This is a genomic window from Ferrigenium sp. UT5 (assembly GCF_045866295.1).
Classification (GTDB): Bacteria; Pseudomonadota; Gammaproteobacteria; order Burkholderiales; family Gallionellaceae; genus Sideroxyarcus.
Map to the genome: position 1 here is coordinate 1 of NZ_BAAFRY010000012.1, position 25,202 is coordinate 25,202.

18 protein-coding genes and 1 pseudogene are annotated in these 25,202 nt (G+C 58.8%); 3 read left to right on the forward strand and 16 right to left on the reverse strand.

The features are described 5' to 3' along the window. Positions 1-162: 162 nt before the first annotated feature. The 4 genes from ACKTSJ_RS05995 to ACKTSJ_RS06010 form a co-directional block, all read right to left on the reverse strand. Positions 163-4,014 carry a methionine synthase gene (locus ACKTSJ_RS05995; protein ID WP_407898365.1) on the reverse strand — a complete coding sequence of 1,284 codons (3,852 nt, stop codon included), beginning with the start codon at positions 4,012-4,014 and terminating at the stop codon, positions 163-165. 142 nt (positions 4,015-4,156) lie between these two features. Further along, positions 4,157-6,430: a nitric oxide reductase activation protein NorD gene (locus ACKTSJ_RS06000; protein WP_407898366.1), complete on the reverse strand. Its 2,274-nt coding sequence runs from the start codon at positions 6,428-6,430 to the stop codon at positions 4,157-4,159. 30 nt (positions 6,431-6,460) lie between these two features. Continuing rightward, on the reverse strand, positions 6,461-7,264 hold the full coding sequence (locus ACKTSJ_RS06005; RefSeq protein ID WP_407898368.1) for a CbbQ/NirQ/NorQ/GpvN family protein: 804 nt from the start codon (positions 7,262-7,264) through the stop codon (positions 6,461-6,463). A 122-nt stretch (positions 7,265-7,386) separates the two neighbouring features. Further along, positions 7,387-8,799, reverse strand: a complete 1,413-nt coding sequence (locus tag ACKTSJ_RS06010; RefSeq protein WP_407898370.1) for a ribulose-bisphosphate carboxylase — start codon at positions 8,797-8,799, stop codon at positions 7,387-7,389. A 128-nt stretch (positions 8,800-8,927) separates the two neighbouring features. On the opposite strand from ACKTSJ_RS06010, the gene ACKTSJ_RS06015 reads away from it, so the two are divergent. Further along, on the forward strand, positions 8,928-9,863 hold the full coding sequence (locus ACKTSJ_RS06015) for a LysR family transcriptional regulator (protein ID WP_407898372.1): 936 nt from the start codon (positions 8,928-8,930) through the stop codon (positions 9,861-9,863). 43 nt (positions 9,864-9,906) lie between these two features. On the opposite strand, the gene fba is transcribed toward ACKTSJ_RS06015, so the two are convergent. The 12 genes and pseudogenes from fba to def all read right to left on the reverse strand — a co-directional run bounded on the left by fba (position 9,907) and on the right by def (position 23,015). Next, positions 9,907-10,971: a class II fructose-bisphosphate aldolase gene (gene fba, locus ACKTSJ_RS06020; protein ID WP_407898374.1), complete on the reverse strand. Its 1,065-nt coding sequence runs from the start codon at positions 10,969-10,971 to the stop codon at positions 9,907-9,909. A 60-nt stretch (positions 10,972-11,031) separates the two neighbouring features. Further along, positions 11,032-12,480 (reverse strand): pyruvate kinase, encoded by a 1,449-nt coding sequence (gene pyk / locus ACKTSJ_RS06025; protein ID WP_407898376.1) that lies wholly within the window; start codon positions 12,478-12,480, stop codon positions 11,032-11,034. A gap of 15 nt (positions 12,481-12,495) precedes the next feature. After that, positions 12,496-13,677, reverse strand: coding sequence for a phosphoglycerate kinase (locus tag ACKTSJ_RS06030; RefSeq protein ID WP_407898378.1), 1,182 nt, complete (start codon positions 13,675-13,677; stop codon positions 12,496-12,498). Positions 13,678-13,740: 63 nt separating this feature from the next. Then, on the reverse strand, positions 13,741-14,745 hold the full coding sequence (gene gap / locus ACKTSJ_RS06035) for a type I glyceraldehyde-3-phosphate dehydrogenase (protein WP_407898380.1): 1,005 nt from the start codon (positions 14,743-14,745) through the stop codon (positions 13,741-13,743). A gap of 41 nt (positions 14,746-14,786) precedes the next feature. Beyond that, positions 14,787-16,802, reverse strand: a complete 2,016-nt coding sequence (gene tkt / locus ACKTSJ_RS06040; protein ID WP_407898382.1) for a transketolase — start codon at positions 16,800-16,802, stop codon at positions 14,787-14,789. 137 nt (positions 16,803-16,939) lie between these two features. After that, positions 16,940-17,227, reverse strand: coding sequence for a helix-turn-helix domain-containing protein (locus ACKTSJ_RS06045; protein WP_407898479.1), 288 nt, complete (start codon positions 17,225-17,227; stop codon positions 16,940-16,942). Then, positions 17,204-17,563: pseudogene (locus tag ACKTSJ_RS06050) on the reverse strand (response regulator); the annotation flags it as partial. The pseudogene ACKTSJ_RS06050 and the gene ACKTSJ_RS06045, both read right to left, overlap by 24 nt. Next, positions 17,560-19,692 (reverse strand): ATP-binding protein, encoded by a 2,133-nt coding sequence (locus ACKTSJ_RS06055; protein WP_407898384.1) that lies wholly within the window; start codon positions 19,690-19,692, stop codon positions 17,560-17,562. The pseudogene ACKTSJ_RS06050 and the gene ACKTSJ_RS06055, both read right to left, overlap by 4 nt. After that, entirely contained in the window at positions 19,689-20,330 is a 642-nt protein-coding gene (locus ACKTSJ_RS06060) for a DUF4390 domain-containing protein (protein ID WP_407898386.1), read from the reverse strand. The genes ACKTSJ_RS06055 and ACKTSJ_RS06060 overlap by 4 nt, the downstream gene beginning before the upstream one ends. After that, a complete protein-coding gene (rsmB, locus tag ACKTSJ_RS06065; RefSeq protein WP_407898388.1) occupies positions 20,293-21,570 on the reverse strand; it encodes a 16S rRNA (cytosine(967)-C(5))-methyltransferase RsmB in 1,278 nt (425 codons plus the stop codon). Before rsmB ends, ACKTSJ_RS06060 begins: the two co-directional genes overlap by 38 nt. Then, positions 21,567-22,502, reverse strand: a complete 936-nt coding sequence (fmt, locus tag ACKTSJ_RS06070) for a methionyl-tRNA formyltransferase (protein WP_407898390.1) — start codon at positions 22,500-22,502, stop codon at positions 21,567-21,569. Before fmt ends, rsmB begins: the two co-directional genes overlap by 4 nt. Before the next feature lie 9 nt (positions 22,503-22,511). Then, a complete protein-coding gene (def, locus tag ACKTSJ_RS06075) occupies positions 22,512-23,015 on the reverse strand; it encodes a peptide deformylase (RefSeq protein ID WP_407898392.1) in 504 nt (167 codons plus the stop codon). An 89-nt stretch (positions 23,016-23,104) separates the two neighbouring features. Here def and ACKTSJ_RS06080 point away from each other — a divergent pair, with 89 nt between their 5' ends. Beyond that, positions 23,105-24,133: a LysM peptidoglycan-binding domain-containing protein gene (locus ACKTSJ_RS06080; RefSeq protein ID WP_407898394.1), complete on the forward strand. Its 1,029-nt coding sequence runs from the start codon at positions 23,105-23,107 to the stop codon at positions 24,131-24,133. Beyond that, on the forward strand, positions 24,134-25,201 hold the full coding sequence (dprA, locus tag ACKTSJ_RS06085) for a DNA-processing protein DprA (protein WP_407898396.1): 1,068 nt from the start codon (positions 24,134-24,136) through the stop codon (positions 25,199-25,201). It abuts the gene before it with no gap. Position 25,202 lies beyond the last annotated feature (1 nt).

The following is a 25,202-nucleotide window of genomic DNA, read 5'->3' on the forward strand; positions in this document are numbered from 1 at the left end:
TAGCTCACCTCCAGCGGAATCGACCACTGGACGTTACTTGAACCGGAATATGGGTAAACTGATTTCAAATCGGCACCAAAATATTTGCGCCACAAACCCACCCGTTATTGACCTTCGTGGCGAGAATGACTAATTTAACCGGACACTACTGCACTCTTCCCATTAGTAACTCAACACCGGCGCCAGCCACCGCTCCGCCTCTTCCACCGTCCAACCCTTGCGCTGGGCATAGTCCGCCACCTGATCCTTGTCCACCTTGCCGGTGGCGAAGTATTGCGCCTGCGGATGCGAGAAGTAGAAGCCGCTGACAGCTGCGGTGGGCAGCATGGCGTAGCTGTCGGTGAGGGTGATGCCGGCGTTCTGCGGGGCTTGCAGCAGCTCGAACAAGGGGGCCTTCTCGCTGTGTTCGGGGCAGGCGGGATAGCCGGGCGCGGGGCGGATGCCGCGATATTTCTCGGCGATGAGGTCGTCGTTGCTCAAGCCTTCCTCTGCGGCGTAGCCCCAGAACTCGCGGCGCACGCGCAGGTGCAGATGTTCGGCGAAGGCTTCGGCCAATCTATCCGCCAACGCCTTCAACATGATGGCGTTGTAGTCGTCGTTCTGCTTTTCGAATTCCGCCACGCGCGCGTCGATGCCGATGCCGGTGGTGACGGCGAAGCCGCCGATGTAGTCCTTCACCTTGCTGTCCTTGGGTGCGATGTAATCGGCCAGACAGTAGTTCGGAATGTCGGCAGGTTTCTTGGTTTGCTGGCGCAGGTTGTGCCAGGTCATCGCCACCTTGTCGCGAGTGTCGTCGGTGTAGATCTCGATGTCGTCGCTGTTCACAGTGTTGGCAGGGAACAGGCCGAACACGGCGTTGGCAGTGAGCCATTTCTCTTTGACGATCTTATTCAACATGGCCTGCGCATCGGCGAATAGTTTGCGCGCTTCCACGCCCACCACTTCATCGTCCAATATCTTCGGGTAGCGTCCGGCCAGTTCCCATGCGTTAAAAAACGGCGACCAGTCGATGAAATCCACGAGGGTGTCGAGCGGATAGTTTTCCAGTTTTTGCACGCCGAGCAGCCTGGGTATGGGCGGTGTGTATTGCGTCCAGTCTGTTTTCAGCCCGTGCGCGCGCGCGTCGGCCAGGGTGACATAAGCCGCATTGCTTTTTCTGGCTTCGTGCTTTTCACGCACTGCGGCGTAATCATTCTTGATCCCGGCAATGTATTCATGGCGCGAGGTCAGGCTCAACAGATTGCTGCACACGCCCACCGCACGCGAAGCATCGACTACATATACGGTCTGCCCGCTCGGATAATTGGGTTCGATCTTCACCGCCGTATGCACGCGCGAAGTCGTCGCGCCGCCGATCAGCAGCGGTATCGTGAAGCCCTGGCGCTCCATCTCTTTCGCCACGTGCGCCATCTCTTCCAGCGACGGCGTGATGAGGCCCGACAGGCCGATGATGTCGGCCTTGTGTTCGCGCGCGGCATCGAGGATCTGCTGGGCGGGCACCATCACGCCCATGTTCACCACTTCGAAGTTGTTGCACTGCAACACCACGGTTACGATGTTCTTGCCGATGTCGTGCACGTCGCCCTTTACCGTCGCCATCACGATCTTGCCCTTGGTGCTGGTATCTCCCGAGCGCAGTTTTTCAGCTTCGATGTAGGGGATGAGATGCGCCACCGCCTGCTTCATCACGCGTGCGGACTTCACCACTTGCGGCAAAAACATCTTGCCCGCGCCGAACAAGTCGCCGACCACGTTCATGCCGGTCATCAGCGGACCTTCGATGACCTCGACCGGGAACCTGGCTTGCAGGCGCGCCTCTTCCGTGTCTTCGACGATGTAGGTCGTGATGCCGCGCACCAGCGCGTGGGTGAGGCGTTCCTGCACTGTGCCGTTGCGCCATTCCAGGTCTTCGACCTGTTCCTTGCCGCCGCCCTTGAAGTTCTCCGCCAGCGTGACCAGTTTCTCGCCCGCATCGGGATGACGGTTGAGCACCACGTCTTCCACCGCGTCGCGCAAGTCCTTTGGCAACTCTTCGTACACACCGAGCTGCCCCGCATTGACGATGCCCATGTTCATGCCCGCATGAATAGCGTGGTACAGGAACACGGTGTGGATCGCTTCGCGCACCGGTTCGTTGCCCCGGAAGCTGAACGACACGTTGGACACGCCACCGGAAATCTTCGCGTAAGGCAGATTTTTGCGGATCCATTCACAGGCCTGGATGAAGTCCACCGCGTAGTTGTTGTGCTCTTCGATACCCGTGGCGATGGCGAAGATGTTGGGGTCGAAGATGATGTCCTCGGGCGGGAAGCCGATGCCTGGATCGAAGCCACTACCTTGTCCCCTCTCCCCTCGGGAGAGGGTTAGGGTGAGGGCATCCTCTGACGCATTCCCGCTATCATCAAGCGACCCCCCACCCCCGCCCTCCCCCGGAGGGAGAGGGAGTGAGGTCGCTTCACTTTTGAAACGCGCCGGGTCTCCCGCCAGCAAGCGATAGGATCTCTCACAAATCTCGATCTTGCGCTGATAGGTGTCGGCCTGACCTTGCTCGTCAAAAGCCATCACCACGGCGGCCGCACCGTAGCTGCGCACCAGCCGCGCTTGCTGCAGGAATTTCTCTTCGCCCTCCTTCAGCGAGATGGAGTTGACGATGGCCCTGCCCTGCACGCACTTCAAGCCCGCCTCGATGATGCTCCACTTGGAGGAGTCGATCATCAGCGGCACCTTGGAGACGTCCGGTTCGGAGGCGATCAGGTTGAGGAATTTCACCATGGCGGCTTCGCCGTCCAGCATGGCTTCGTCCATGTTGATGTCGATGACCTGTGCGCCGGTCTCCACCTGCTGCTTGGCGACTTCCAGCGCCTCGTCGTATTTTCCTTCCAGCACCAGGCGTTTGAATCGGGCGGAACCCGTCACGTTGCAGCGTTCGCCCACATTCACGAACAGGGACTGCTCGCCGATGTTGAACGGCTCCAGCCCCGACAGGCGGCATTCGCGAGGAATGTCGGGAATCTTGCGCGGCGGAATGTCTTTGACCACCTCGGCGATGGCCTTGATGAACGCCGGCGACGTACCGCAGCAACCGCCGACGATGTTGAGCAGACCGCTCTGTGCCCATTCCCTGATGTGGCCGGACATGTTTTCCGGTGTGTCGTCGTAGCCCGTCTCGGCCAGCGGATTGGGCAGGCCCGCGTTGGGGTGGGCACTCACGTAACAGTTGGCGACGCGCGACAGCTCTTCCACATACTGGCGCAATTCGGCCGCGCCCAGCGCGCAGTTGAGGCCGATGGAGAGCGGCTTGGCGTGCGCCAGCGAGTTGTAGAAGGCTTCGGTCACCTGGCCGGTCAGCGTGCGGCCCGAGGCATCAGTGATGGTGCCGGAAATCATGATCGGCAATTCCGTACCGCGCTCGGCGAACACCTGTTGCACCGCGAAGATCGCCGCCTTGGCGTTGAGCGTGTCGAAGATGGTCTCGATCAGGATCAGGTCCGCGCCCCCGTCCATCAGGCCGCGCGTGCATTCGGCGTAGTCGGCCACCAATTGGTCGAAGCTGATGTTGCGCGCCGCCGGGTCGTTCACGTCGGGCGAGATGGTGGCGGTCTTGTCGGTGGGGCCCAACACGCCCGCGACGAAGCGCGGCTTGTCAGCAGTTGAGAATTCATTGCAGGCTTCGCGCGCCAGCGCGGCACCGGCCTGGTTCAGCTCGTAATTCAGCGCCTCCATGCCGTAGGCTTTGAGCGTGGTCGCATTCGCGCCAAAGGTGTTGGTCTCGATGATGTCCGCGCCCGCCGCCAGATATTCGCAATGGATGCCCTTGATGACTTCGGGCTTGGTCAGCACCAGCAGGTCGTTGTTGCCCTTGAGGTCGCGCGGCCAGTCGGCGAAGCGCGTCCCGCGATAGTCGGCTTCGCCCAGCTTGTGGCGCTGGATCATGGTGCCCATCGCCCCGTCGAGAATGAGGATGCGCTGTTGCAGGAGTTTTTCGATGGGATGCGACCCGAACTGAAGTTTCATGGATTCTTTGCTTAAAAATTAAGCGCGGATTTTATCATGCACGAATTCCGGTACAACGCTGTCTTATCTTGCTGAATGAACCTCGGGAATTCATTTTTGCAGTGGGGGGCAGCTGCGATGCACAGAAGTCCGATTTAATGTTTCACTTCGTCAAAGATATGAAAAGCTCGGGTAGCTTTTCAGGCAACTGCGCGACGTTGTCCACGATGGTGTACTGCCTGCCGAAAATGTCTGCCACATACTCGTCCGCCTTGGCATCGAGGTTGATGCAATAACTGTAGATGCCCTGCCGGTCCAGTTCATGCACGGCCTGTTTCGCATCCTCGATCAGGATTCGGCCATCCTTGCTGTCAATGTCGGCGGGCTCGCCGTCGGTGAGGATGAGCATCAGCTTCTTGTCCGCCTGTTGCTGCGCCAGGTAATGCGCGGCATGGCGCATCGCCGCGCCCATGCGCGTGGAATAGCTGGCTTGCATCGCAGCCAGCCGACTCTTCACCGTATCGTCCCACGGCTCGCTGTAACCCTTGATGTGCAGGTAGCGCACGTCGTGGCGCGTGTTGGAGTGGAAACCGGCAATGGCAAACGGGTCGCCCAGTTGTTGCACCGCCCACGCCAGTATCGTCACGGCTTCCTGGCTCAATTCGAGGATGGTCTGCTGGCTGCCCGAGGCTTTTTCATTGAGCGATGCGGACAGATCCAGCAGCACCATCACGGCGATGTTGCGCCCGTCGTTGCGGTGGCTCATGTTGATGCGCGGATCGGGTTGCGCGCCGCTCCTGTAATCCACGATGGAGCGCAAGGCGACATCCAGGTCGAGTTCGCTGCCTTCTTCCTGGTAGCGGATGCGCACCTTGTCCTGCGGTTTGAGCAGGTCGAGGAGTTTCTTCAAGCGTTTGGACAACCCGGCGTGTTTTTCCAATAATTTGTCGATGTCGGAAGCCTTGCCCTGCGGGTGCAAGCCCTCGTACAGGGTGACCCAGTCGGGGCGGTATTGCTGATGGCGATAGTCCCATTCGGCGTAGTGGCGCGGCGGCAAGCCCTGCGGCTCTTCCGGTTCCGGCGGCTGCTGCTCCTGATCGGCAGCGTCCTCGTCTTCTTCCTCCTCGATGAACAGCCACAGGTGGCGGTTGTCATCGCGCCAGGGCACTTCCGTGTCCTCGAAATGCACGTCGGGCAGGTAGTCGCTGTGTTGCGCGGTGCGCGCGATGAACAACACCGCCAGCTCCACCATGTCCTGCGTGCTGCCGTCGTCCTGCTGCATGCGCTGGTGGAAACGCGCGGCGAATTCGGCCACGCGTTCGTTCTGATAGGGATGCGCGCCATCCAGAATCGCGCGCGACAGCATGGCCAGGCGGTGGCGCACTGCCGAAACCTCGCGCCCCGCGCACGCGTCTTCCTTGGGTTGCGGATGCAGTGCCAGGAACAGGCGGCGCAGGCCGGGATATTCGCGCATGGCCAGATATTCCACGCGGCTGTCCTCGAACACCTCCAGCGCGAAGCGTTGCAGGACACTCAAATTGTCCGCGATGATGGCGCGGCTGTAGCGGCGGTGGGCGGCGATGTGCGCCAGCATGGCGCGATACACATTGAGCCCGGCGACTCCGTTGCAGTCCTCGCACACGTCGGGCAGGCGTATGCCGTGCGCGTCGAACCAGGGTTGCGTCGCATGCTGCGCCTCGACGAACACGGTGGGATAGGGATGCAACACCGCTTCGTCGCGCCACAGCCCGCGCAGCAGCAGGTCGAGCTTGCGCTCGTGATCCTGCAGCAGCGTGCCGTGGCGTTCGCGCTGCAACACCGCGCGGCTGTCGGCCGATTGCAGGCTGAAGTATTCGATCTGCCGCTCCGGATGGTCGTTGTAATAAGCGATGCCGTAGTCCACCCAGTTGCGCAGCCCGGCCAGCGACAGTTGCGCCAGCAGGAATGGGGTTTGCTTGAACAGCTCCGGCAAACCAGGGCTGGCGAAGGTCTGGTGGATGCCGTGTACCGAACCCGTGGTGCGCGTCATCAAGCCTTCGGCGATACGCAGATATTCACCATACAGTTCCGGTGTTTCCAAACGGCGTGCGCTGGCTGGCAGAGATTGCAGGAAGGGCACGATGGCCGGGCCGTTGGGCGAGCGTGTCATCTGCTGCACGAAAGCAATGGTGGGCTCCAGCGCGGCTTCGCCCAGCACACGCGCCACTTCCGGCCACTCCTCCAGAAAGATCAGTAACGGCTCCGCGCCGCGCCCCATCTTGCCCAGAAAACGCGCATTTTCGATGTAGTCATGCAGCCCCTGCGCCGACAACACGCTTTGCGCGCGGTGCAGACACTCGGGAAACACCGCCGCCACGCGCGGAAATTTGCAATTGAGCTGCGCCCAGTAGGGCATCAGCTCCTGCGGCATTTCATCCGTGGGCAAGGGGTTGGCCATCTGCTCAATCCATCATCGCTTGCGTTGCGATCAACCGAACGTCGCCGCGATGGCGTGATCCAGTGTGTCGCGGATGTCGGCATCGTCGGTGATCGGGCGCACCAGCGCCATGCGGCAGGCAGCTTGCGACTCGACCCCGCGCTTGATCAGCGTGGCGGCATACACCAGCAAGCGGGTGGAAATGCCTTCGTCGAGACCATGCCCCTTGAGATTGCGCGCGGCCTGGCCGATCTGCACCAGCTTCTCCGCCAGCGCGCGCTCGATGCCAGCCTCCTTGCTCAGGATGTCTGCCTCGATGGCGGGCGCAGGATAATCAAACTCGAACGCGGCGAAACGCTGCTTGGTGGATTGTTTCAAGTCCTTCATCAGCGACTGGTAGCCAGGGTTGTAGGAAATCACCAGTTGAAAATCGGGATGCGCTTCAATCAACTCGCCTTTCTTGTCCAGCGGCAGGGTGCGGCGGTGGTCGGTCAGCGGGTGGATGACGACGGTGGTGTCCTGGCGCGCCTCGACGATCTCGTCCAGATAGCAGATCGCACCGATGCGCGCCGCCGTGGTGAGCGGGCCATCCAGCCAGCGCGTGCCGTTGGCATCCAGCAGATAGCGCCCGACCAGGTCGCTGGCGGTCATGTCTTCGTTACATGCCACGGTGATCAGCGGCTTGCCGAGTTTCCACGCCATGTATTCGACAAAGCGCGATTTGCCGCAGCCCGTCGGGCCCTTCACCATGACCGGCAGGCGCGCGGCGTAAGCGGCTTCATACAACAGCACTTCGTCGCCCTGAGCTTGGTAGAACGGCTCCTTGCCGACGGTGTATTGATTCTGGTTGGTCATCTTTGACTCCTGTTCCGCATGTGCCCTCACACGCAAAACGGTATTAAATCCTGGAAAAAAACGCCCCCAGCAAGTGGGGGCGCATTTTTATTGCTTTTAGCTATGCAGCCTGAACTTGCAACTTATTTGTGTGCGCCAATCTTGTCCCGCCAGCCCGGGAACAGCTTGTCGGCATCCTTGGGGAAGGAATCAAAGGCGCGGGCGAACTCCTTGTGGGTCTTCGCGTATTCGATCGGATCGGTACCGGACTTCCAGCACTCGTAAGCCTGGCCGAGGGAGATACCACCGGCTGCCGGGCTGTCGATGTGACCGAAGGAACCACCGCCGCAGGTGTTGATCACGTTGCCGTGGCCAAGGTTCTGGAAGAAGCCAGGCAGACGCAGCGCGTTCATACCGCCGGAGATGATCGGTGCGGTCGGCTTCATGCCGTACCACTTCTGGTAGAAGTAAGGTCCCTGGCACTCGTCGCGCTCCAGCATGTAAGCCAGCACGGTTTCCTTGGCGTGGCCTTCCATCTTGCCGTAGCCCATGGTGCCGGTGTGAATACCGGAAGCGCCCATCAGACGGGAGAGCTTCATGTAGCACACGGGATCCATACCCATAGGCGACTTGTAGGAAGTCAGCGCGCCATGGCCAGCACGGTGGAAGTGCAAGAAGGTGTCCGGGAAGGCGCGGCGGCAAGTCGTCACACCTGCGGGGCCGGTCACGAAGCCATCCACCAGGAAGGCAACGTGCTTTTCGGAACCGATCTTGGCGAATTCGCCCAGGATGTATTCGCCGCGCTTGATCATTTCGCCGTGGAAGTCAGCGGTCACGTTCGCGGAGAACAGCTTGGCTTGGCCGGTTTCTTGTTGGGCACGATCCATGGACTGCACAACCTTAGGAATGACCACTTCCATTGGGCAGAATGGTTGGTTGGCTTGTGGTTCGTCGTTCTTGATGAAGTCGCCGCCCAGCCAGAAGTCGTAACAGGCCTTGGCGAACGGATCAGGACGCAGACCCAGCTTCGGCTTGATGATGGTACCGGCGATGTAGCCGCCGTTCACTTCCGGACGACCCAGCACCTTCCACAGGTCAGCGATACCGGCGCTCGGACCATCGAACTTGCGGATCATGACTTCAGGTACCAGGAAGTCCAGCATGCGCAGGCCGACGTGGTCGCCCATACCCTGGTTGTTACCCAGGATCAGGGACCACATATGGGACACGTTGAAGTGGCCGTCGATCAGGTTGGGGTCGAACAGTTCGACCGGGTAAGCGATCTTCATCAGACCGCCGCCCTTCACAGGATCGTCACCGAATGCAGTCTCGTCCACTTCATAGACCAGCGCGTCAACGCCGCGCGTGAAGTCGTCGGTGGTGGACACTTCCACGTTAGTACCAGTAGAAGATTCAGCGGCAATGTGCGATGCCACTTCCAGGAAGCCATGTCCCTTGGCCGGCTTCAGCTTGTACGCCACCAGCAAATGTTTGCCACCGGCAATCAGGTCAGCTTCTTTCAGGTTAAGGTTGGAATAGCGATTCGATTGATCCATTGCGTTCTCCTCTTGTCGTTGAAATGTTCTTGCTACGGGTTGGACTTTACGGCCTTGCTAATATAAATAATAGTCAAATGTTTTTATCAGAACCATAAGTTAATCTTATGGTTTAAAATTCCGCCACCATGCTGCCATTGAGTTTGCGACAACTGCAGGTTTTCGAGAGCGTCGCGCGCCATTTGAATCATTCGCGCGCCGCTGCTGAATTGTTCCTGTCGCAACCCGCAGTCTCCATGCAGATCAAGCAGGCTGAACAGACTATCGGATTGCCCCTGTTCGAGCAAGTCGGCAAGGCACTGTTTTTGACCGAGGCGGGACGCGAAATGCTGCATTACGCCCGCGCGGTATTGCAATTGATGCAGGAGATGGAGGGCGTGTTCGATGCCATGAAGGGTCTGGAGCACGGTCATCTGAACATCACCGCCGTCAGCACCGCAAATTATTTCATGCCGCAACTGCTGGCGCGGTTCATCCAGGCCCACCCCAGGATTCAAGTAGGGCTTTCCGTCGCCAACCGCGACGCCGTGATGCGCCAGCTCGCGGACAATATCGCCGATCTCGCCATCATGGGGCAACCGCCGCAGGGGACCGACATGCTGGCCGAATCTTTTCTGCCGAACCCGCTGGTGGTGATTGCGGCCCCTGCCCATCCTTTGGCAAAACGTAAAAAGATCAAGGCTCAAAATCTTGCCAGCGAAACGTTTCTGCTGCGCGAGAAGGGCTCCGGCACGCGGGCCGTGGTCGAGCGTTATTTTGACAGCCATGCGCTGCCCTTGCCGGCGCACATGGAGATGGACACCAACGAGGCCATCAAGCAGTCGGTGCAGGCCGGAATGGGGATCGGCATCATCTCGCGCCATGCCATTGAACTTGAGCTGGAAACCCGGCGTCTGTTGGTGCTCGATGTCGAAGAATTTCCCATTGTGCGGCACTGGTACCTCGTGCAACGCAAAGACAAGCGTCCTTCCTTGGCCTCTGCCGAATTCGAACGCTTTTTGCTTTCACAATCACACAAAGCGGGAGCAGCCAGCGTTGCGGTGAAGCACCGCGCGCCAAAATAAAAGCGGCCCGAAGGCCGCTTTATGCTTGCCAAGCCAACTTTGCTTACTTGATGATTGCGTTCAGTTCGCCCTTGGCATAACGGTTTGCCATCTTTTCCAGCGAGATTGGTTTGATCTTGTCGGCCATCCCGGCAGAGCCGAAGGCTTCGTAGCGCGACTTGCACACGGCACGCATCGCCTTGGTGGTTTCGGCGAGGAACTTGCGCGGGTCGAAGTCCTTGGGGTTCTGCATCAGATAACGGCGTGTCGCGCCGGTGGAGGCCATGCGCAGGTCGGTATCGATGTTCACCTTGCGCACGCCATGCTTGATGCCTTCGACGATTTCGGCCACCGGCACCCCGTAGGTTTGAGGCATCGCGCCACCGAATTCGTTGATGATTTTCAGCCATTCCTGTTCCACCGAGGAAGAGCCGTGCATCACCAGGTGCGTGTTGGGGATGCGCGCATGGATCTCCTTGATGCGGCTGATCGCCAAGGTGTCGCCTGTGGGCGGCTTCGTGAACTTGTATGCACCGTGCGAGGTGCCGATGGCGATGGCCAGCGCATCCACCTGGGTCAGCTTGACGAATTCGGCCGCTTCATTCGGGTCGGTCAGCAACTGGTCGTGGCTCAGCACACCTTCCGCGCCGTGGCCGTCTTCCTTTTCGCCGTGGCCGGATTCCAGGGAACCCAGGCAACCCAGTTCGCCTTCGACCGAAACACCCACCGCGTGCGACATTTCCACCACGCTGCGCGTCACGTTGACGTTGTATTCGAACGACGAAGGCGTCTTGCCGTCGGTCATCAGCGAACCGTCCATCATCACGCTGGAGAAGCCAGATTTGATGGCGTTGATGCACACGGCCGGCGATGCGCCGTGGTCCTGGTGCATGACGACGGGAATGTGCGGGTACATCTCGACCGCTGCTTCGATCAGATGGCGCAGGAACGGTTCGCCCGCGTATTTGCGCGCGCCGGCCGAGCCTTGCATGATGACCGGGCTGTTGCATTCGTCAGCCGCTTCCATGATGGCTTTGACCTGCTCCAGATTGTTGACGTTGAATGCCGGCAGGCCATAGCTGTGTTCTGCGGCGTGATCGAGTAGTTGACGCAATGAGACGAGTGCCATTTCTTCCTCCTGATGAAATAAAAATTCAGATCTATGTAGCGTTCGTTAAAAGCTGGTGCATTAAAGACTATTTTTGCGGTGGTCGCCAACCTTGACGATCTTGAGGGTATTGGTATGGCCGGATTTTCCCACCGCTTCGCCCACGGTAATCACGATCAGATCACCCTCTTCGACATAACCCAGTCTGACCAACTCCAGCTCCGCGTCGATCAGTTCCTGTGCGGTTTGCTTCGCCCTGTCACTCGGGAACAGCACCGGATGCACGCCACTGAACAGCGTCACTTTGGTCAGCGTCTCGGTCACCGGCGTCATGGCAAAGATCGGCACACTCGCGTTCACGCGCGACATCCACAGCGCGGTCGAACCGGATTGGGTCATCGCGACGATGGCCTTGACCTTGAAATGGGAAGCCGCAAACAATGCCGACATGGCGATCGACTGGTCGATGCGGGTAAATTTCTGGTGCGCGCCGCGGCGGTCGATCGCATGATCCTCCGCTTCACGTTCCGCCTTGAGACAAATGCGCGCCATCGCCTCGATGGTTTCCACCGGATAATCGCCGACCGCCGTTTCCGCCGACAACATCACGGCGTCGGTTCCGTCCAGCACGGCATTCGCCACATCGGATACTTCGGCACGGGTCGGAATCGGGCTGGTGATCATCGACTCCATCATCTGGGTGGCGGTGATGACCAGCCGGTTCCTGGCGCGCGCCAGCCGGATCATTTTCTTTTGCAGGCCCGGCACGGCCGCATCGCCGACTTCCACCGAAAGATCGCCGCGCGCCACCATGATGGCATCGGACGCATCGATGATGTCGGCCAAAACCGGAATCGCTTCGGCGCGCTCGATCTTGGCCATCAGCATGGACTTGCCCCCGGCCGCATGCATCAGTTCGCGCGCCAGCTTCATGTCGTCCGCGGAGCGGGGAAACGACACCGCCAGATAGTCTGCCTTGATCAGGGCTGCCGTCTTGATGTCTTCCTTGTCCTTCTCGGTCAGGGCCGGCGCAGTCAGTCCGCCGCCCTTGCGATTGATCCCCTTGTTGTTGGACAGCACGCCGCCGCGCACGACCACGCAATGTACTTCCGCCCCTTTGACTGCCGTCACGTGGAATTCCAGCATGCCGTCGTTGAGCAGCAACACCGTGCCCGGCTCGACATCATCAGGCAATTCCTTGTAATCCAGGCCGACGCGCTCCTGGTTGCCCAGGCCGTCCAGTGCCGCGTCCAGAATGAAGGCATCCCCTTTTTTCAGGACGATCTTGTCATTCTCGAATTTGCGCACCCTGATCTTGGGGCCCTGCAGATCGGCCAGAATCCCCACGGTGCGACCGACCGCTGCGGCGGCCGCGCGCACGGTTTCGGCACGCTTCATGTGATCCTGTGCCGAGCCATGCGAGAAATTCATCCGCACCAGATCGACTCCGGCGCGGATCATTTGCTCCAATACCTTCCGATCGCTGGAGGCGGGCCCCAGCGTTGCAACAATTTTGGTTCTACGCAGCATGTGATTCCTGATGAATTATTGTTTGGCGCGTTCTTCCAGAATCGCCACCGCCGGCAAAGTCTTGCCTTCGAGGAATTCCAGGAACGCTCCGCCAGCGGTGGAGATGTAGGACACCTTGTCGTAGATATCGTACTTCTGGATCGCCGCGATGGTGTCGCCGCCGCCCGCCAACGTGAACGCCTTGGTATTGGCGATCGCCATGGCGATTGTTTTGGTGCCTGCGCCGAACTGGTCGAACTCGAACACGCCGACCGGACCGTTCCACACCACGGTGCCCGCCTGCATGATGATGTCGGCCAACTGCTGCGCAGACTTTGGGCCGATGTCGAAAATCATGTCGTCGTCGGCCACATCGCCCGCGTCTTTCAGGACAGCGGGCTCGTTGGCATCGAATTTCTTGCCGCACACCACATCCACCGCGATGGGGATGGTCGCGCCACGCGCCTGCATCTTGGCCATCAGCGCTTGGGCGGTTGGCACCAGATCATCCTCGCACAGCGACTTGCCCACATTCTTGCCGGCCGCCTTGAGGAAGGTATTGGCGATGCCGCCACCGACCACCAGTTGTTCGCACTTCTCGGACAAGGACTCCAGCACGGTCAGCTTGGTCGAAACCTTGGAGCCGCCGACGATGGCCACCATAGGCCGCGCCGGGTTGAGCAGCGCCTTGGTCAGTGCTTCCAGTTCCTCGGTCAGCAAAATGCCTGCGGCCGCGACCGGGGCGAATTTTGCCACGCCGTGGGTCGAGGCTTCGGCGCGGTGAGCCGTGCCGAATGCATCCATCACGAATACGTCGCACAGCGCGGCATATTTCTTCGCCAGTTCATCGGTGCTTTTCTTTTCGCCCTTGTTGAAGCGGCAATTTTCCAGCAGTACCAATTCGCCCTCGGCAACGTTGAAACCTCCGTCCACCCAGTCCTTGATCAGGCGCACGGGCTTGCCCAGCTTGTTGGCGATGGTGTCGGCCACGGGCTTGAGCGAATTCTCTTCAGAATACTCACCTTCGGTTGGGCGCCCCAGATGGGAAGTTACCATCACCTTGGCGCCTGCTTTCAGTGCCGCGTTGATGGTCGCCATGGAGGCGGTGATACGTGCATCGGAAGTCACTTTCCCGTATTTCACGGGGACATTCAAATCGGAGCGGATCAGGACGCGTTTGCCCTTGAGATCCAGATCGGTCATTTTGATCACAGACATGATTTTTCCTTTGAACTCGCTTGAAGAAAAAGGGCTGGCATGGCCAGCCCTGATCGGGACAAATTACTGGGCGATGTGGCGTACCAGACGCATCAGGTTGCAGGTGTAACCATACTCGTTGTCATACCACGCCACGACCTTGACGAAGGTTGAGTCCAGCGCAATGCCGGCTTCCGCATCAAACGTGGAGGGCTGGGAACAGCCGCGGAAATCGGTGGAAACCACTTTCTCGTTGGTGAACCCGAGCACGCCTTTCAAAGGGCCGCTCTCGGAAGCCGCCTTCATCGCAGCCACGATTTGTTCGTAGGACGCTTCCTTGTTCAGTTCGCAGGTCAGGTCAACCACCGACACATCGGAGGTGGGCACGCGGAATGCCATGCCGGTCAGCTTCTTGTTCAACGACGGGATCACTTTGCCGACTGCTTTGGCTGCACCGGTAGAAGAAGGAATGATATTTTCCAGAATGCCGCGACCACCGCGCCAGTCCTTGTTGGACGGGCCATCGACGGTCTTTTGAGTAGCCGTCGCCGCATGCACGGTCGTCATCAGGCCGCGCTTGATGCCGAAGTTGTCATGCAACACCTTGGCGACCGGGGCCAGACCGTTGGTGGTGCAGGAGGCTGCGGACACAATCGCATCGCCCTTGTAGGTTTCGTGGTTCACGCCATACACGAACATCGGAGTGTCGTCCTTGGAAGGAGCGGATTGCACCACTTTCTTGGCGCCGGCGTCGATGTGCTTCTGGCAGGTTTCCTTGGTCAGGAAGAAACCGGTACATTCGATCACGATGTCCGCGCCGACTTCGTTCCATTTCAGATTGGCCGGATCGCGTTCGGCGGTCAGGCGAATGTTTTTGCCGTTGACCACCAGATTGTTTCCACTGACGGACACGTCGCCGTTGAATCGACCGTGCACGGAATCGTATTTCAGCATGTAGGCCAGATAGTCCGGCTCGAGCAGGTCGTTGATCGCAACGACTTCGATTTCAGGAAAATCCTTGGCGGCCGCACGGAATACCATGCGACCGATACGACCAAAACCGTTGATGCCAACTTTAATTTTTGCCATGTTCTCTCTCCCTTTAAAAAATTTTAAATAACCGATTCGCTTCAGAGCACGCCCTTGACGGCCTTAACCACGTTCTCCACGGTAAAGCCGAAGTGCTTGAACAGCTCCGGTGCCGGCGCGGATTCGCCGAAGCTATCCATGCCGACCACCGCCCCATCCAGTCCGACGTATTTGTACCAGCCGCCGGTAACGCCCGCTTCGACTGCAACGCGCTTCATTCCCTTCGGCAGAACACTGTTCTTGTACGCCTGATCCTGCAGATCGAACACGTTGGTCGATGGCATTGAGACCACGCGCACGTTCACGCCTTCTGCGGCCAGGGCGGCTTGCGCCTTCATCGCCAGATCGACTTCCGATCCGGTCGCGATGATCACCGCTTGGGCTTTGCCGCCAGCCGCTTCGGACAGGATGTAGCCGCCCTTGCGGATATTGGCGATTTGCGCCGCATCGCGTTTCTGGAACTGCAGGTTCTGCCGGCTGAAGATCAGACTGGATGGGCCATCCTTGCGCTCGACCGCAGCCACCCAAGCCACCGCCGATTCGACCGTATCGCACGGACGCCAGACTTGCATGTTCGGGATGTAGCGCAGGGTCGCGGTCTGCTCGACCGGCTGGTGGGTCGGGCCATCCTCGCCGAGGCCGATGGAGTCGTGGGTAAACACGAAAATCACGCGCTGCTTCATCAGCGCCGACATGCGTAGCGCGTTGCGTGCATATTCGGAGAACATCAGGAACGTGCCGCCGAACGGCAGGAAGCCGCCGTGCAGCGCCATGCCGTTCATGATGTGCGACATGCCGAACTCGCGGACGCCATAGCTGATGTAGTTGCCCGGTTTTTTGCCGCTGACATGGTGCGCGCCCGTCCAGTTGGTCAGGTTGGAACCGGTCAGGTCGGCCGAGCCACCAAGGAATTCGGGCAGCGCCGGTTGCAGGCCGTTGATGGCGTTCTGCGAAGCCTTGCGGGTGGCAACGGTCTCGGCTTTCTCGTTGGTCTTGGCGATGAACTCGGCCGCATGCGCCGCCCAGTTGGCCGGCAGTTCACCCTTGATGCGGCGCTCGAACTCGGCGGCTTCCTTCGGGAATGCCTTCTTGTATTCGGCGAACTTGTTGTTCCACAGCTTTTCCAGTCCTTCGCCCTTGGTGCGGGCATCCCATGCGTCATAAACGTGCTGCGGAATCTCGAACGGCGGATATTTCCAGCCGATGTGCGCGCGCGTCGCGGCGACCTCGGCATCCCCCAAGGCTGCACCGTGCACATCGTGGGTGCCTTCCTTGTTGGGTGAGCCGGCGCCAATGATTGTTTTACAGCAAATCAAAGTGGGCTTGTCGGTGACCGCCTTGGCCGCATTGATCGCGGCGTCGATCGCCTCTGAATCATGCCCTTGCACGTTGGCAATCACATGCCAGCCGTAGGCTTCGAAGCGCTTCGCCGTGTCATCGGTGTACCAGCCATCGATGTGGCCGTCGATGGAAATGTTGTTGTCATCCCAGAACGCGATGAGCTTGCCCAGCCCCCAAGTGCCGGCCAGCGCGCAGGCCTCGTGCGAGATGCCTTCCATCATGCAGCCGTCGCCCATGAATACATAGGTGTGGTGGTTGACTATTTCGTGCCCGGGCTTGTTGAATTCATTCGCCAACAGCTTTTCCGCCATCGCCATGCCCACCGCATTGGTGATGCCTTGGCCGAGTGGGCCGCCGGTCGTTTCCACACCCGGGGTATAACCGTATTCGGGGTGGCCGGGGGTCTTGGAATGCATTTGGCGGAAGCGTTTCAGTTCTTCCATCGGCAGGTCGTAACCGGACAGGTGCAGCAGCGCATAAACCAGCATGGAACCATGGCCGTTCGACATCATGAATCGATCCCGGTCAGGCCATTTCGGATTAGCCGGGTTGTGGCGCAGATGGCGATTCCACAACACATCGGCGATCTCGGCCATGCCCATCGGCGCACCCGGGTGACCGGAATTGGCCTTCTGCACTGCGTCCACCGCCAGCATGCGGATCGCGCCAGTGATGTCATTGAATTTGGGTGGGGTAACGTTGCGCGCTGCTGCCATTTTCGATTCTCCTCCAGAAAAACTTATTGGGATTAGGACGCTATAGGACTGAAATTCGATGCCGATTATGCACCAGCGGGCTGGTGCAGGGCAACTTTGCCCGCTTTTCTGCGTCAACTGGCCGGGAAAAGGACTTGCTAGCTCGCCGGTCGTTTGGGTGGTTTTAGACCGAGTTGCTTGAGTTTACGGTACAAGTGCGTCCGTTCAATCCCGATCTTGTCGGCAAGTTCAGATAAATTTCCCCGCGCAGTTTCGAGATGATATTTCAGATATAACGTATCGAAATGCTCGCGCGCTTCCCTGAAAGGAAGCTCAAGCGGCAGCTCGACCGTCGTGCACCCCGGGTTCTTTGCCTGATCATCGGCTGCCAACACAGGGGGGCATGACAATGCCTGATATTGCTGTAGTGTCTGTTCTATCGTCATCAGCAGCTTTTTCAGCGCAATCGGTTTTTCCAGGAAATTTACCGCGCCAATCCGGGTCGCCTCAACCGCCGTTTCAATGGTACCGTGTCCCGACATCATCACCACCGGCACATTCAATGATCCGGCGGCAACCCATTCCTTCAGCAGCGTCAGCCCGTCCGTATCCGGCATCCAGATGTCGAGCAATACAAGGTCGGGTTGATGTTTGATCTGCTGCCGCGCCTGTTCCGCATTTTCCGCCAACAGCACCCCGTAGCCTTCGTCAAACAGGATCTCGGACAGCAACTCGCGAATACCGGCTTCGTCATCCACCACCAGAATACTTTTTGTTGTCATGCCATTTCCCCCGTTTTCGCTCCCAGCACCGGCAACAAAATCACGATACAGGACCCGCTGCCCGTGGTGCTCTGTATGGAGATGCTGCCGCCGTGCTCTTCCACAATTTTCTTGACGATGGGCAAACCGAGGCCCGTCCCTTTTGGTTTGGTCGTGGCATAAGGCTCGAACGCCCTGGACAAGAAATTTTCCGGAAAACCGCTGCCATTGTCGCTCACCGTCAGGCGCAACATGCCTCGCTCCGCATCCGCGGTGGCCAGCACAATCTGCCGGTTTTCCACCTGCTGCAACGCGTCGTGTGCGTTTTGCAGCAAGTTATGAATCACCTGTCGCAGCCGCGTCGGATCACCGTTGATGCGAAATTGGGTGGCCTCCAGACGCAATTTGATCGGGCTGCTGCTGGCTTCATACAAACCCATCACCTCAACCAGCAACTGATGCAGGTCGAGCGGTGATAGCGCGGCCGCAGGAGCGCGCGCATAGTTGGCAAAATCGGTCACCATGCTTTTCATCGCCGCGACCTGACTCACAATGGTCGCCGTCGCCCGCCCCAATAACTGCGCGTCTTTTTCGTCGAGTTTTTCGGCCAGTTTGTGCTGCAGGCGTTCGGCAGAAAGCTGGATCGGCGTGAGCGGATTCTTGATCTCGTGCGCCAGCCGGCGTGCCACCTCGCCCCAAGCCGCCTGGCGCTCTGCCTGCAACAGGTAGGTAATATCATCGAACACCACCACGTAATCAAGCCGGCCTGCAGAAGCGAGACGGGTGACGCGCAACAAAAGGACCTGATCGCCATTCTTGCTCATCCGTTCGATCTGTTTTTGCCAAACCGCCGTTATTCCGGGCTCGATCCCCTGCCGGATCGCCTCGATAAACGGGCGCAACAGAATGTGTTGCTCTGCCAATTGTTGCAGGCTCCGGCCGTGAAGTGCGCCTTCTTCCAGTTCAAGGATGCGCGATGCGCTGGCGTTGTCGGAACGGACAATCATGTGTTCATCTACAACAAGCACCCCGGAGGACAAGTGCGCCAAAACGCTTTCCAGATAGCCCTTGGCTTCCTCGACCTGTTGTTGCTGTCGTTGACCCAACAACTTGGCGCTCGACAACTGGGCCATCATTTGATTAAACAGCGCGGTCAGACCGCCCAGTTCGTCGTTGCTGTGAACGGGGTAGGTGCCACTGAAGTCCCCGCTTGCCACGGCCCGCGTCCCCGCTGCCAGTACGGCCAGCGGCGCGCTGATCTTTGCACTCCAGTAAAACGCCGTCGCCAAGGCACTCAATAACACGATCAACAACGACAACGTTAACGTGATGCCATACAAGCGCTTCAACCCCAGCCTGGACAAGGAAAGTTGCCGGTAATCGCCGTACACGCCCCGCACGATTTCTGCATCGAGCGCCAGCTGCGCCGGAACGGGCTGGGTAAACTGCAACAACAGGGGCGCCCTCCACCGCGTTGAACGAATGGGTACAATGACCTGCAATAGCAGATTGCCGTCCTGTAGGGTGTCAATCCGCCGATAACTTCCCTTTTGCCACGCTTCCTCCAGAACGGGGCGGAGGGGCTTTTCCACAGCGTCTTGGCGCGCTCCGGCAACGGCGTGCAATTCCCCGTTAAGCCCGAATACGGCCAATTTTTGGGTGACACCTTCGTCAATGAAGCGCTTGAGGGTTTGGGCATGGCGCGCGGGAATCTGTTCAGCCAGAATCAGTGCGACGAATCGCCCCTTTTTCTCCAATTCATCCAGCCCGTTTTCAAGTGTACTGCGGGCCAGATTCAAGCCTCCTTCCAGCGCTTTTTCTACCCGCACGTCAAACCAGGATTCGATGCTTTTCTCCAGAAATTGAACTGAAACGGCATAGATCAGCAATCCGGGCAGCACCGCGATGAATGAAAAGAACAGCGCCATGCGCAGGGTGAGTTTTGCGCCGTAAATTTGCAGGCGCAATTTGCGACGCAACAGCCATACCTGATAAGCCACCAGCGCCAACAAGCCCGACACCAGGGCGCCGCTCAGCCAAAGCAGCGCGGTATAGTTGCGCGCATAGAATCCGGTATTGCCGCTGGCATTCACCAACAGATACAGCAACGCCGCGCCAGCCAATGCGAAGATCATCACCAGGTATTTCATGGCGCACGCTCTTCTGCCGAAGTACTCGCCTTGATTTCCCATTGAAACGTTTCTGATTTGACATCCCACTGTTCGCTGGTCATCGCATTGATTTGCAAGGGTTTTGGCAACTGGCTAACGTCCAGGCTCAATGCGGCTGCGGCATCGATCCGACTGCCTTTTTTAAACCAGCGGGAAAAACGGCCACCCCCTGCGTTGCTCAATTCTGCCGGCTCGATGGGAAGGGTGGAAATGTGCCCGATAGCGCGCAACGCGTCTTCCAGGGTGGCGAAGCTTTGATACAAGCCGCCGCGACTGATGCGGTACTGCCCGGTAAGGGCATTGAACGAGAGCTTGCTGGTCTGCCGATACATTGCAATCTCGGCATCCGGCCAATACCAGCGGGAACGATGCAGGGAAAGCTCGCCCACAAAATAGAGCGTCACGTTATGGCGCAATGCATCTTCCACTTGGGGGGCTAACTGGATGTTGAAATCGGCAGACAATACATACCCTGCACTGGTCAGGCGCGCTTCGGCGGTATCGATACTGATCCCGGCGGCGAACGTGGAACGCGCAAAGATCAGCAGTATGCCGAGTGCCAGCCAGCGCCACCAGCGATCAGAATTTTTTGCGCAACAGGGCATAAAAAAATCCATCTTGAACTTCGTTTGGCAGCAATTGCCCGGCCTGTCCGACCACACACGGCAGATTGATTTCTTCCGCTTCGGCCTCCGGGTGCATCTGAAGGAACTGCGCGATGACTTGCCCGTTCTCGCGCGCAAAAACAGAGCAGGTCGCGTACAGCAATTTACCATCGGCTGCCAATAGCGGCCACAACGCCTCCAGGATCTGTGCTTGCTGGCGGGCGAACCCCTCGATATCGGCCGGGCGACGCAGCCATTTGATATCGGGATGGCGGCGTACCACGCCCGAGGCGGAGCAGGGCACATCGGCCAGAATGCGCTGGAATGGTTTGCCGTCCCACCAGCTTTGCGGATTGGCCGCATCGCCGCAGATCAGTTCTGCCTTGAGTTCGCCGCGCTGCAAGTTCTGCCGCACCCGCTGCAAGCGCAGTTCGTCCTTGTCCACCGCCACCAGTTCGATATCCGCGCGCTCCAGTAAATGCGCGCTCTTTCCACCCGGCGCAGCACACGCATCCAGCACCCGCATTCCCGCCGCTGCGCCCAGCAGGTGCGCGGCATATTGTGCTCCTGCATCCTGTACCGAGACCCAGCCTTCGGCAAATTTTGGCAGCCTGTCCACCGGCACGGGTTGCGTCAAAATCAGGGCGTCCGGATCCACAAGAATCGCCGCCATGTTTTCCCGTGCCAGCATTTGCTGGTAGGTTGCGGCCGAGCATCGGCGCGCATTGACCCGCAAGGTCATCGGCGGATGTTGATTGCCCGCCTCCAGAACCGCATCGGTTTTTTCTCCATAGTGTGCGCGCAGCTGGCTGATCCACCAGCGCGGATACGCGTAGCGAGTGGCCGGGTCTGCGTCCGCTTCCCTCCGTAACTCGACTTGGCGGCGCTGAAAGTTGCGCAATACTGCATTGACCAGTGTGCCCGTCGCCGCATTGCGCCGCTTGGCTGCGCGGACGGCCTGGTCCACAATCACATGCGCCATGCTTTTGCTGTATTCGAGCTGGTACAGCGCGACCAGCATCAGATAACCGAGCAGGGGATCGCGCACCGCCCGCAGCAACAGGCATTCGAGGAAAAATTGCAGGCGGCCGAAATAACGCACTGTGCCGTAGCTTAAATCCTGCAATGCGCCGCGCTGTTGCGGGGTGTATTGCGGATGTTCCCGCAGGCTTGCCTGCAATGCCTGATCCAGATTGCCGCCCTCCATCACGCGTTGCACAAGACGGGCAGCTTCTGTCTGAATGATATTCACGCGGGACTCATGCCGAGGCGGTCGCCCACTTTGAGCGAAAAACCCTGGATGAACTGCGCGGCCGGCAAGGCTTTCCCTCCCGGTTTTTGCAATACCTCCAGTACCAGCGAGCCAGCCCCGCACGCGACCTTGATCCCCGTGCCGTTGATTTCCAGCACCGTGCCGGGAAGGCCTGACGCTGTCCCGACGCCGGCCTTCCAGATTTTGAGCAGGGTTTCATTCGCCTCGGTAAAAGCGGTTGGAAACGGATTGTAAGCACGCACGGCACGCTCCAACTCAACAGCGGACCGGCTCCAATCCATGCGCGCTTCCTGCTTGTTGAGTTTTGCCGCATAACATGTCCGGCTCTCATCCTGTTTCTGCGGGTGCAGCGCCCCTGCCGCCAGTAAATGCAAAGTTTCGATGAGGCTCTCCGCTCCCAGTGTCGCCAACTTGTCATGCAAGGTCTGCGCCGTATCACTCCCTGCTATCGGGCAGGTTTTTTGCAGCAGCATATCCCCCGTATCCAGCCCTGCGTCCATCTGCATGATGGTGATTCCGGTCTCGTTATCACCGGCCAGAATCGCGCGCTGAATCGGCGCTGCGCCGCGCCAGCGCGGCAACAATGAGGCGTGGATATTCAGACAACCGAAGCGCGGAATTTGCAAGACCGACTGCGGCAGAATCAAGCCATAAGCAGCGACCACCATTACATCCGCCTGAAGCTCGCGTAACGTCTGCTGAATGCTTTCTGCCTTCAGGCTATCCGGTTGAAGCACCGAAAGGCCATGATTCAGGGCCAGCTGTTTGACCGGGCTGGCGGCCAGTTGCATTCCGCGCCCCGATGGCCGGTCCGGCTGAGTCAGCACCGCGAGAATCTGATACGGCTTCTCCAGTAGCGCGTTCAATGCGCTGGCGGCAAATTGCGGTGTCCCGGCAAAAACGATCTTCACGTCTGGCCGTTACAACGTCTCGCGACGCTGCTTTTTCAGCTTGGCGCGGATGCGGGTTTGTTTGAGATGCGAAAGATGTTCGACGAACACATGCCCCTCCAGATGATCCATTTCATGCTGGATGCAGACTGCCAGCAAGCCGTCTGCAGTCAAAGTGAACGGTTCGCCAGACTCATTCAGCGCCCGCACCGTCACACGCTCCGCCCGCCTGACTTTTTCATAGATTCCCGGAACCGAAAGGCACCCTTCTTCACCTTCTTCTTCGCCGCTTTGCTCGATCAGTTCCGGATTGATGAATACCTTCAGATCGTTGTGCGCTTCCGAAATATCCATGACGATGATACGTTCATGCACGTCAACCTGGGTTGCGGCGAGACCGATGCCGGGTGCGGCATACATGGTTTCACTCATGTCCCGGATCAGGCGACGCGTTTCATCGGTCACCGCGACAACCAGTTTGGCCACTTTGTGCAAGCGGGGATCGGGGTATTGCAGAATGGGTAGAAGCGCCATAAATGCTTGCCAACTGAATAGACTAGATGCAGAATTTAAACCGGTGCACAAACTTTGCACCGCATTCCATTACTTTGCCGGGGTTTTCCATGCGCAAGATTATATCGCTGATTTGTCTCCTGTTGCCCATTCTCGCCTCCGCTGACGTGCTGCAAATCCGCGAAGATGCTCCCGACCGCTATGTGGTGGTGAAGGGGGACACCCTCTGGGATATTTCTTCCCGCTTTTTCCGGGATCCGTGGAAGTGGCCGGAAATCTGGGCGCTGAACAAGGAGGCCATCAAGGACCCGCACTGGATTTACCCGGGCGATGTGGTTTACCTCGATCGAAATACGGGCCAGCTGACCGTCAATGCGCCCGCTCCCCCCCCTGCCGATCCGGTAAAACTCGAACCAAAAATTCGTGTCGTTGCACAAAATTCAGAAGCGATTCCGGCCATTTCACTCAACACGATTAGACCGTTCCTTGGACGCCCTTTGGCGGTGGAAAACGAAGAGCTTGAATCCGCCCCCAAGTTGGTCGGCACCTATGAACAGCGCCAACTCCTTTCAGCGAACGATGTGGCCTACGCACAGAACATGCCAACAAACCAGGGGTTGCAATGGCAGATCTATCGACCTAATGTCGAATTTGTCGATCCTGACACTGACGAAGTACTGGGCCAGGAAGTGCTGTATCTCGGCGATGCCTCCGTCGAAAAATTTGGCGATCCCAGCACCCTGCGCATCACCAATGCCGTTCTGGAAATCAACAAGGGCGATTATTTTGCCCAGGCTGCTTCCGGATACGCGGCGGATTTCGTCCCCCACGCGCCGCAAAATCAGATTTCAGCCAAGGTCATTTCAATCTATGGCGGCGTCCAGCAGGCAGGCCAGTATTCTGTCATCACCCTGAACAAGGGGCGGCGTGACGGGGTTGAAGCCGGCCATGTTTTCGCCCTCTATCAAAAAGGAGAGGTGCTCAAAACCAAGGGCTGGTTCACCCCCAACATCAACTTGCCCGATATGCGTTATGGCCTGGTCATGGCGTTCCGGGTATTCAATAAAGTCTCCTATGCGCTTGTGCTTGAAACAAAGCTGCCCGTGCAATTGCTCGACAGCGCGCGCAACCCGGAATAAATGGCGCTTGAACCCGGCCTGACCGACTGGCTCAGGCTGTGCCACGTTTCGGGACTGGGCAGCGAGGGCCTGCGCAAACTGTTGCAGGCGTTCGGTTCACCCACCGCCGTGCTGCAACAATCTGTTTACTCTCTTTCACACTACGTCAAGCAACCTGTGGCTCGCGCCATCGGCGAAGAATTGGATGAAGCTGCCATCGCCCAGGCTGCAAACTGGCTGGATGACCCGCTCAACCGCATTCTCACTATTGCGGACGATGATTTCCCCCAGGCGCTGCTGAACATCCCCGATCCTCCGTTGTTGTTATACGTCAAAGGGCGGCTCGATCTGCTCAACCGACCTTCCCTTGCCATCGTGGGAAGCCGGAACGCGACGGCACAAGGTATCCGCAATGCGGAAGCTTTTGCCAGAGCCGCATCCGAATCCGGTCTTTGTATCATCAGCGGCCTGGCGCAAGGCATTGATGCCGCTGCCCACCGCGGGGGTCTGCAAGCGGCAGGCGCCAGTCTCGCCGTGGTGGGAACAGGACTGGACAAGGTTTATCCCGCATCCAATCGCGAACTGGCGCACGCGCTGGCGCAACAGGGCTGCATCATTTCAGAGTTTCCGCTGGGGACCCCGCCCTTACCGGCAAACTTTCCGCGCCGCAACCGCATCATCAGCGGCTTGAGCCTCGGCTGCCTGGTGGTCGAAGCGGGATTGCAAAGCGGCTCGCTGATTACCGCACGCATGGCGCTGGAGCAGGGGCGTGATGTTTTTGCCATCCCCGGCTCCATCCATTCGCCCCAATCCAAGGGATGCCACAGTTTAATCAAGCAGGGCGCCAAACTGGTCGAAGGTGCCCAGGATATTTTGGAAGAACTGGGTTACCACCCCAAAGCCGCTGTGACTTCCCAGCCCTTGCAGCATTCCTTGTTCAATTATCTCGGCTTCGATCCGGTCGATGGCGAAACACTTGCCCAGCGCAGCGGCTTGACGATATCGGAGCTATCCGCCATCCTGTTACAACTTGAGCTGGAAGGCGCAATTACAACTCTGCCCGGCGGGCGCTATCAACGGATCAACTGAA

Bases quoted from the DNA above. Each gene is read 5' to 3' on its own strand.
- ACKTSJ_RS05995 (WP_407898365.1), bottom strand. From the start codon at position 4,014: ATGAAACTTCAGTTCGGGTCGCATCCCATCGAAAAACTCCTGCAACAG.
- ACKTSJ_RS06000 (WP_407898366.1), bottom strand. From the start codon at position 6,430: ATGGCCAACCCCTTGCCCACGGATGAAATGCCGCAGGAGCTGATGCCC.
- ACKTSJ_RS06005 (WP_407898368.1), bottom strand. From the start codon at position 7,264: ATGACCAACCAGAATCAATACACCGTCGGCAAGGAGCCGTTCTACCAA.
- ACKTSJ_RS06010 (WP_407898370.1), bottom strand. From the start codon at position 8,799: ATGGATCAATCGAATCGCTATTCCAACCTTAACCTGAAAGAAGCTGAC.
- ACKTSJ_RS06015 (WP_407898372.1), top strand. From the start codon at position 8,928: ATGCTGCCATTGAGTTTGCGACAACTGCAGGTTTTCGAGAGCGTCGCG.
- fba (WP_407898374.1), bottom strand. From the start codon at position 10,971: ATGGCACTCGTCTCATTGCGTCAACTACTCGATCACGCCGCAGAACAC.
- pyk (WP_407898376.1), bottom strand. From the start codon at position 12,480: ATGCTGCGTAGAACCAAAATTGTTGCAACGCTGGGGCCCGCCTCCAGC.
- ACKTSJ_RS06030 (WP_407898378.1), bottom strand. From the start codon at position 13,677: ATGTCTGTGATCAAAATGACCGATCTGGATCTCAAGGGCAAACGCGTC.
- gap (WP_407898380.1), bottom strand. From the start codon at position 14,745: ATGGCAAAAATTAAAGTTGGCATCAACGGTTTTGGTCGTATCGGTCGC.
- tkt (WP_407898382.1), bottom strand. From the start codon at position 16,802: ATGGCAGCAGCGCGCAACGTTACCCCACCCAAATTCAATGACATCACT.
- ACKTSJ_RS06045 (WP_407898479.1), bottom strand. From the start codon at position 17,227: ATGACGATAGAACAGACACTACAGCAATATCAGGCATTGTCATGCCCC.
- ACKTSJ_RS06055 (WP_407898384.1), bottom strand. From the start codon at position 19,692: ATGAAATACCTGGTGATGATCTTCGCATTGGCTGGCGCGGCGTTGCTG.
- ACKTSJ_RS06060 (WP_407898386.1), bottom strand. From the start codon at position 20,330: ATGGATTTTTTTATGCCCTGTTGCGCAAAAAATTCTGATCGCTGGTGG.
- def (WP_407898392.1), bottom strand. From the start codon at position 23,015: ATGGCGCTTCTACCCATTCTGCAATACCCCGATCCCCGCTTGCACAAA.
- ACKTSJ_RS06080 (WP_407898394.1), top strand. From the start codon at position 23,105: ATGCGCAAGATTATATCGCTGATTTGTCTCCTGTTGCCCATTCTCGCC.
- dprA (WP_407898396.1), top strand. From the start codon at position 24,134: ATGGCGCTTGAACCCGGCCTGACCGACTGGCTCAGGCTGTGCCACGTT.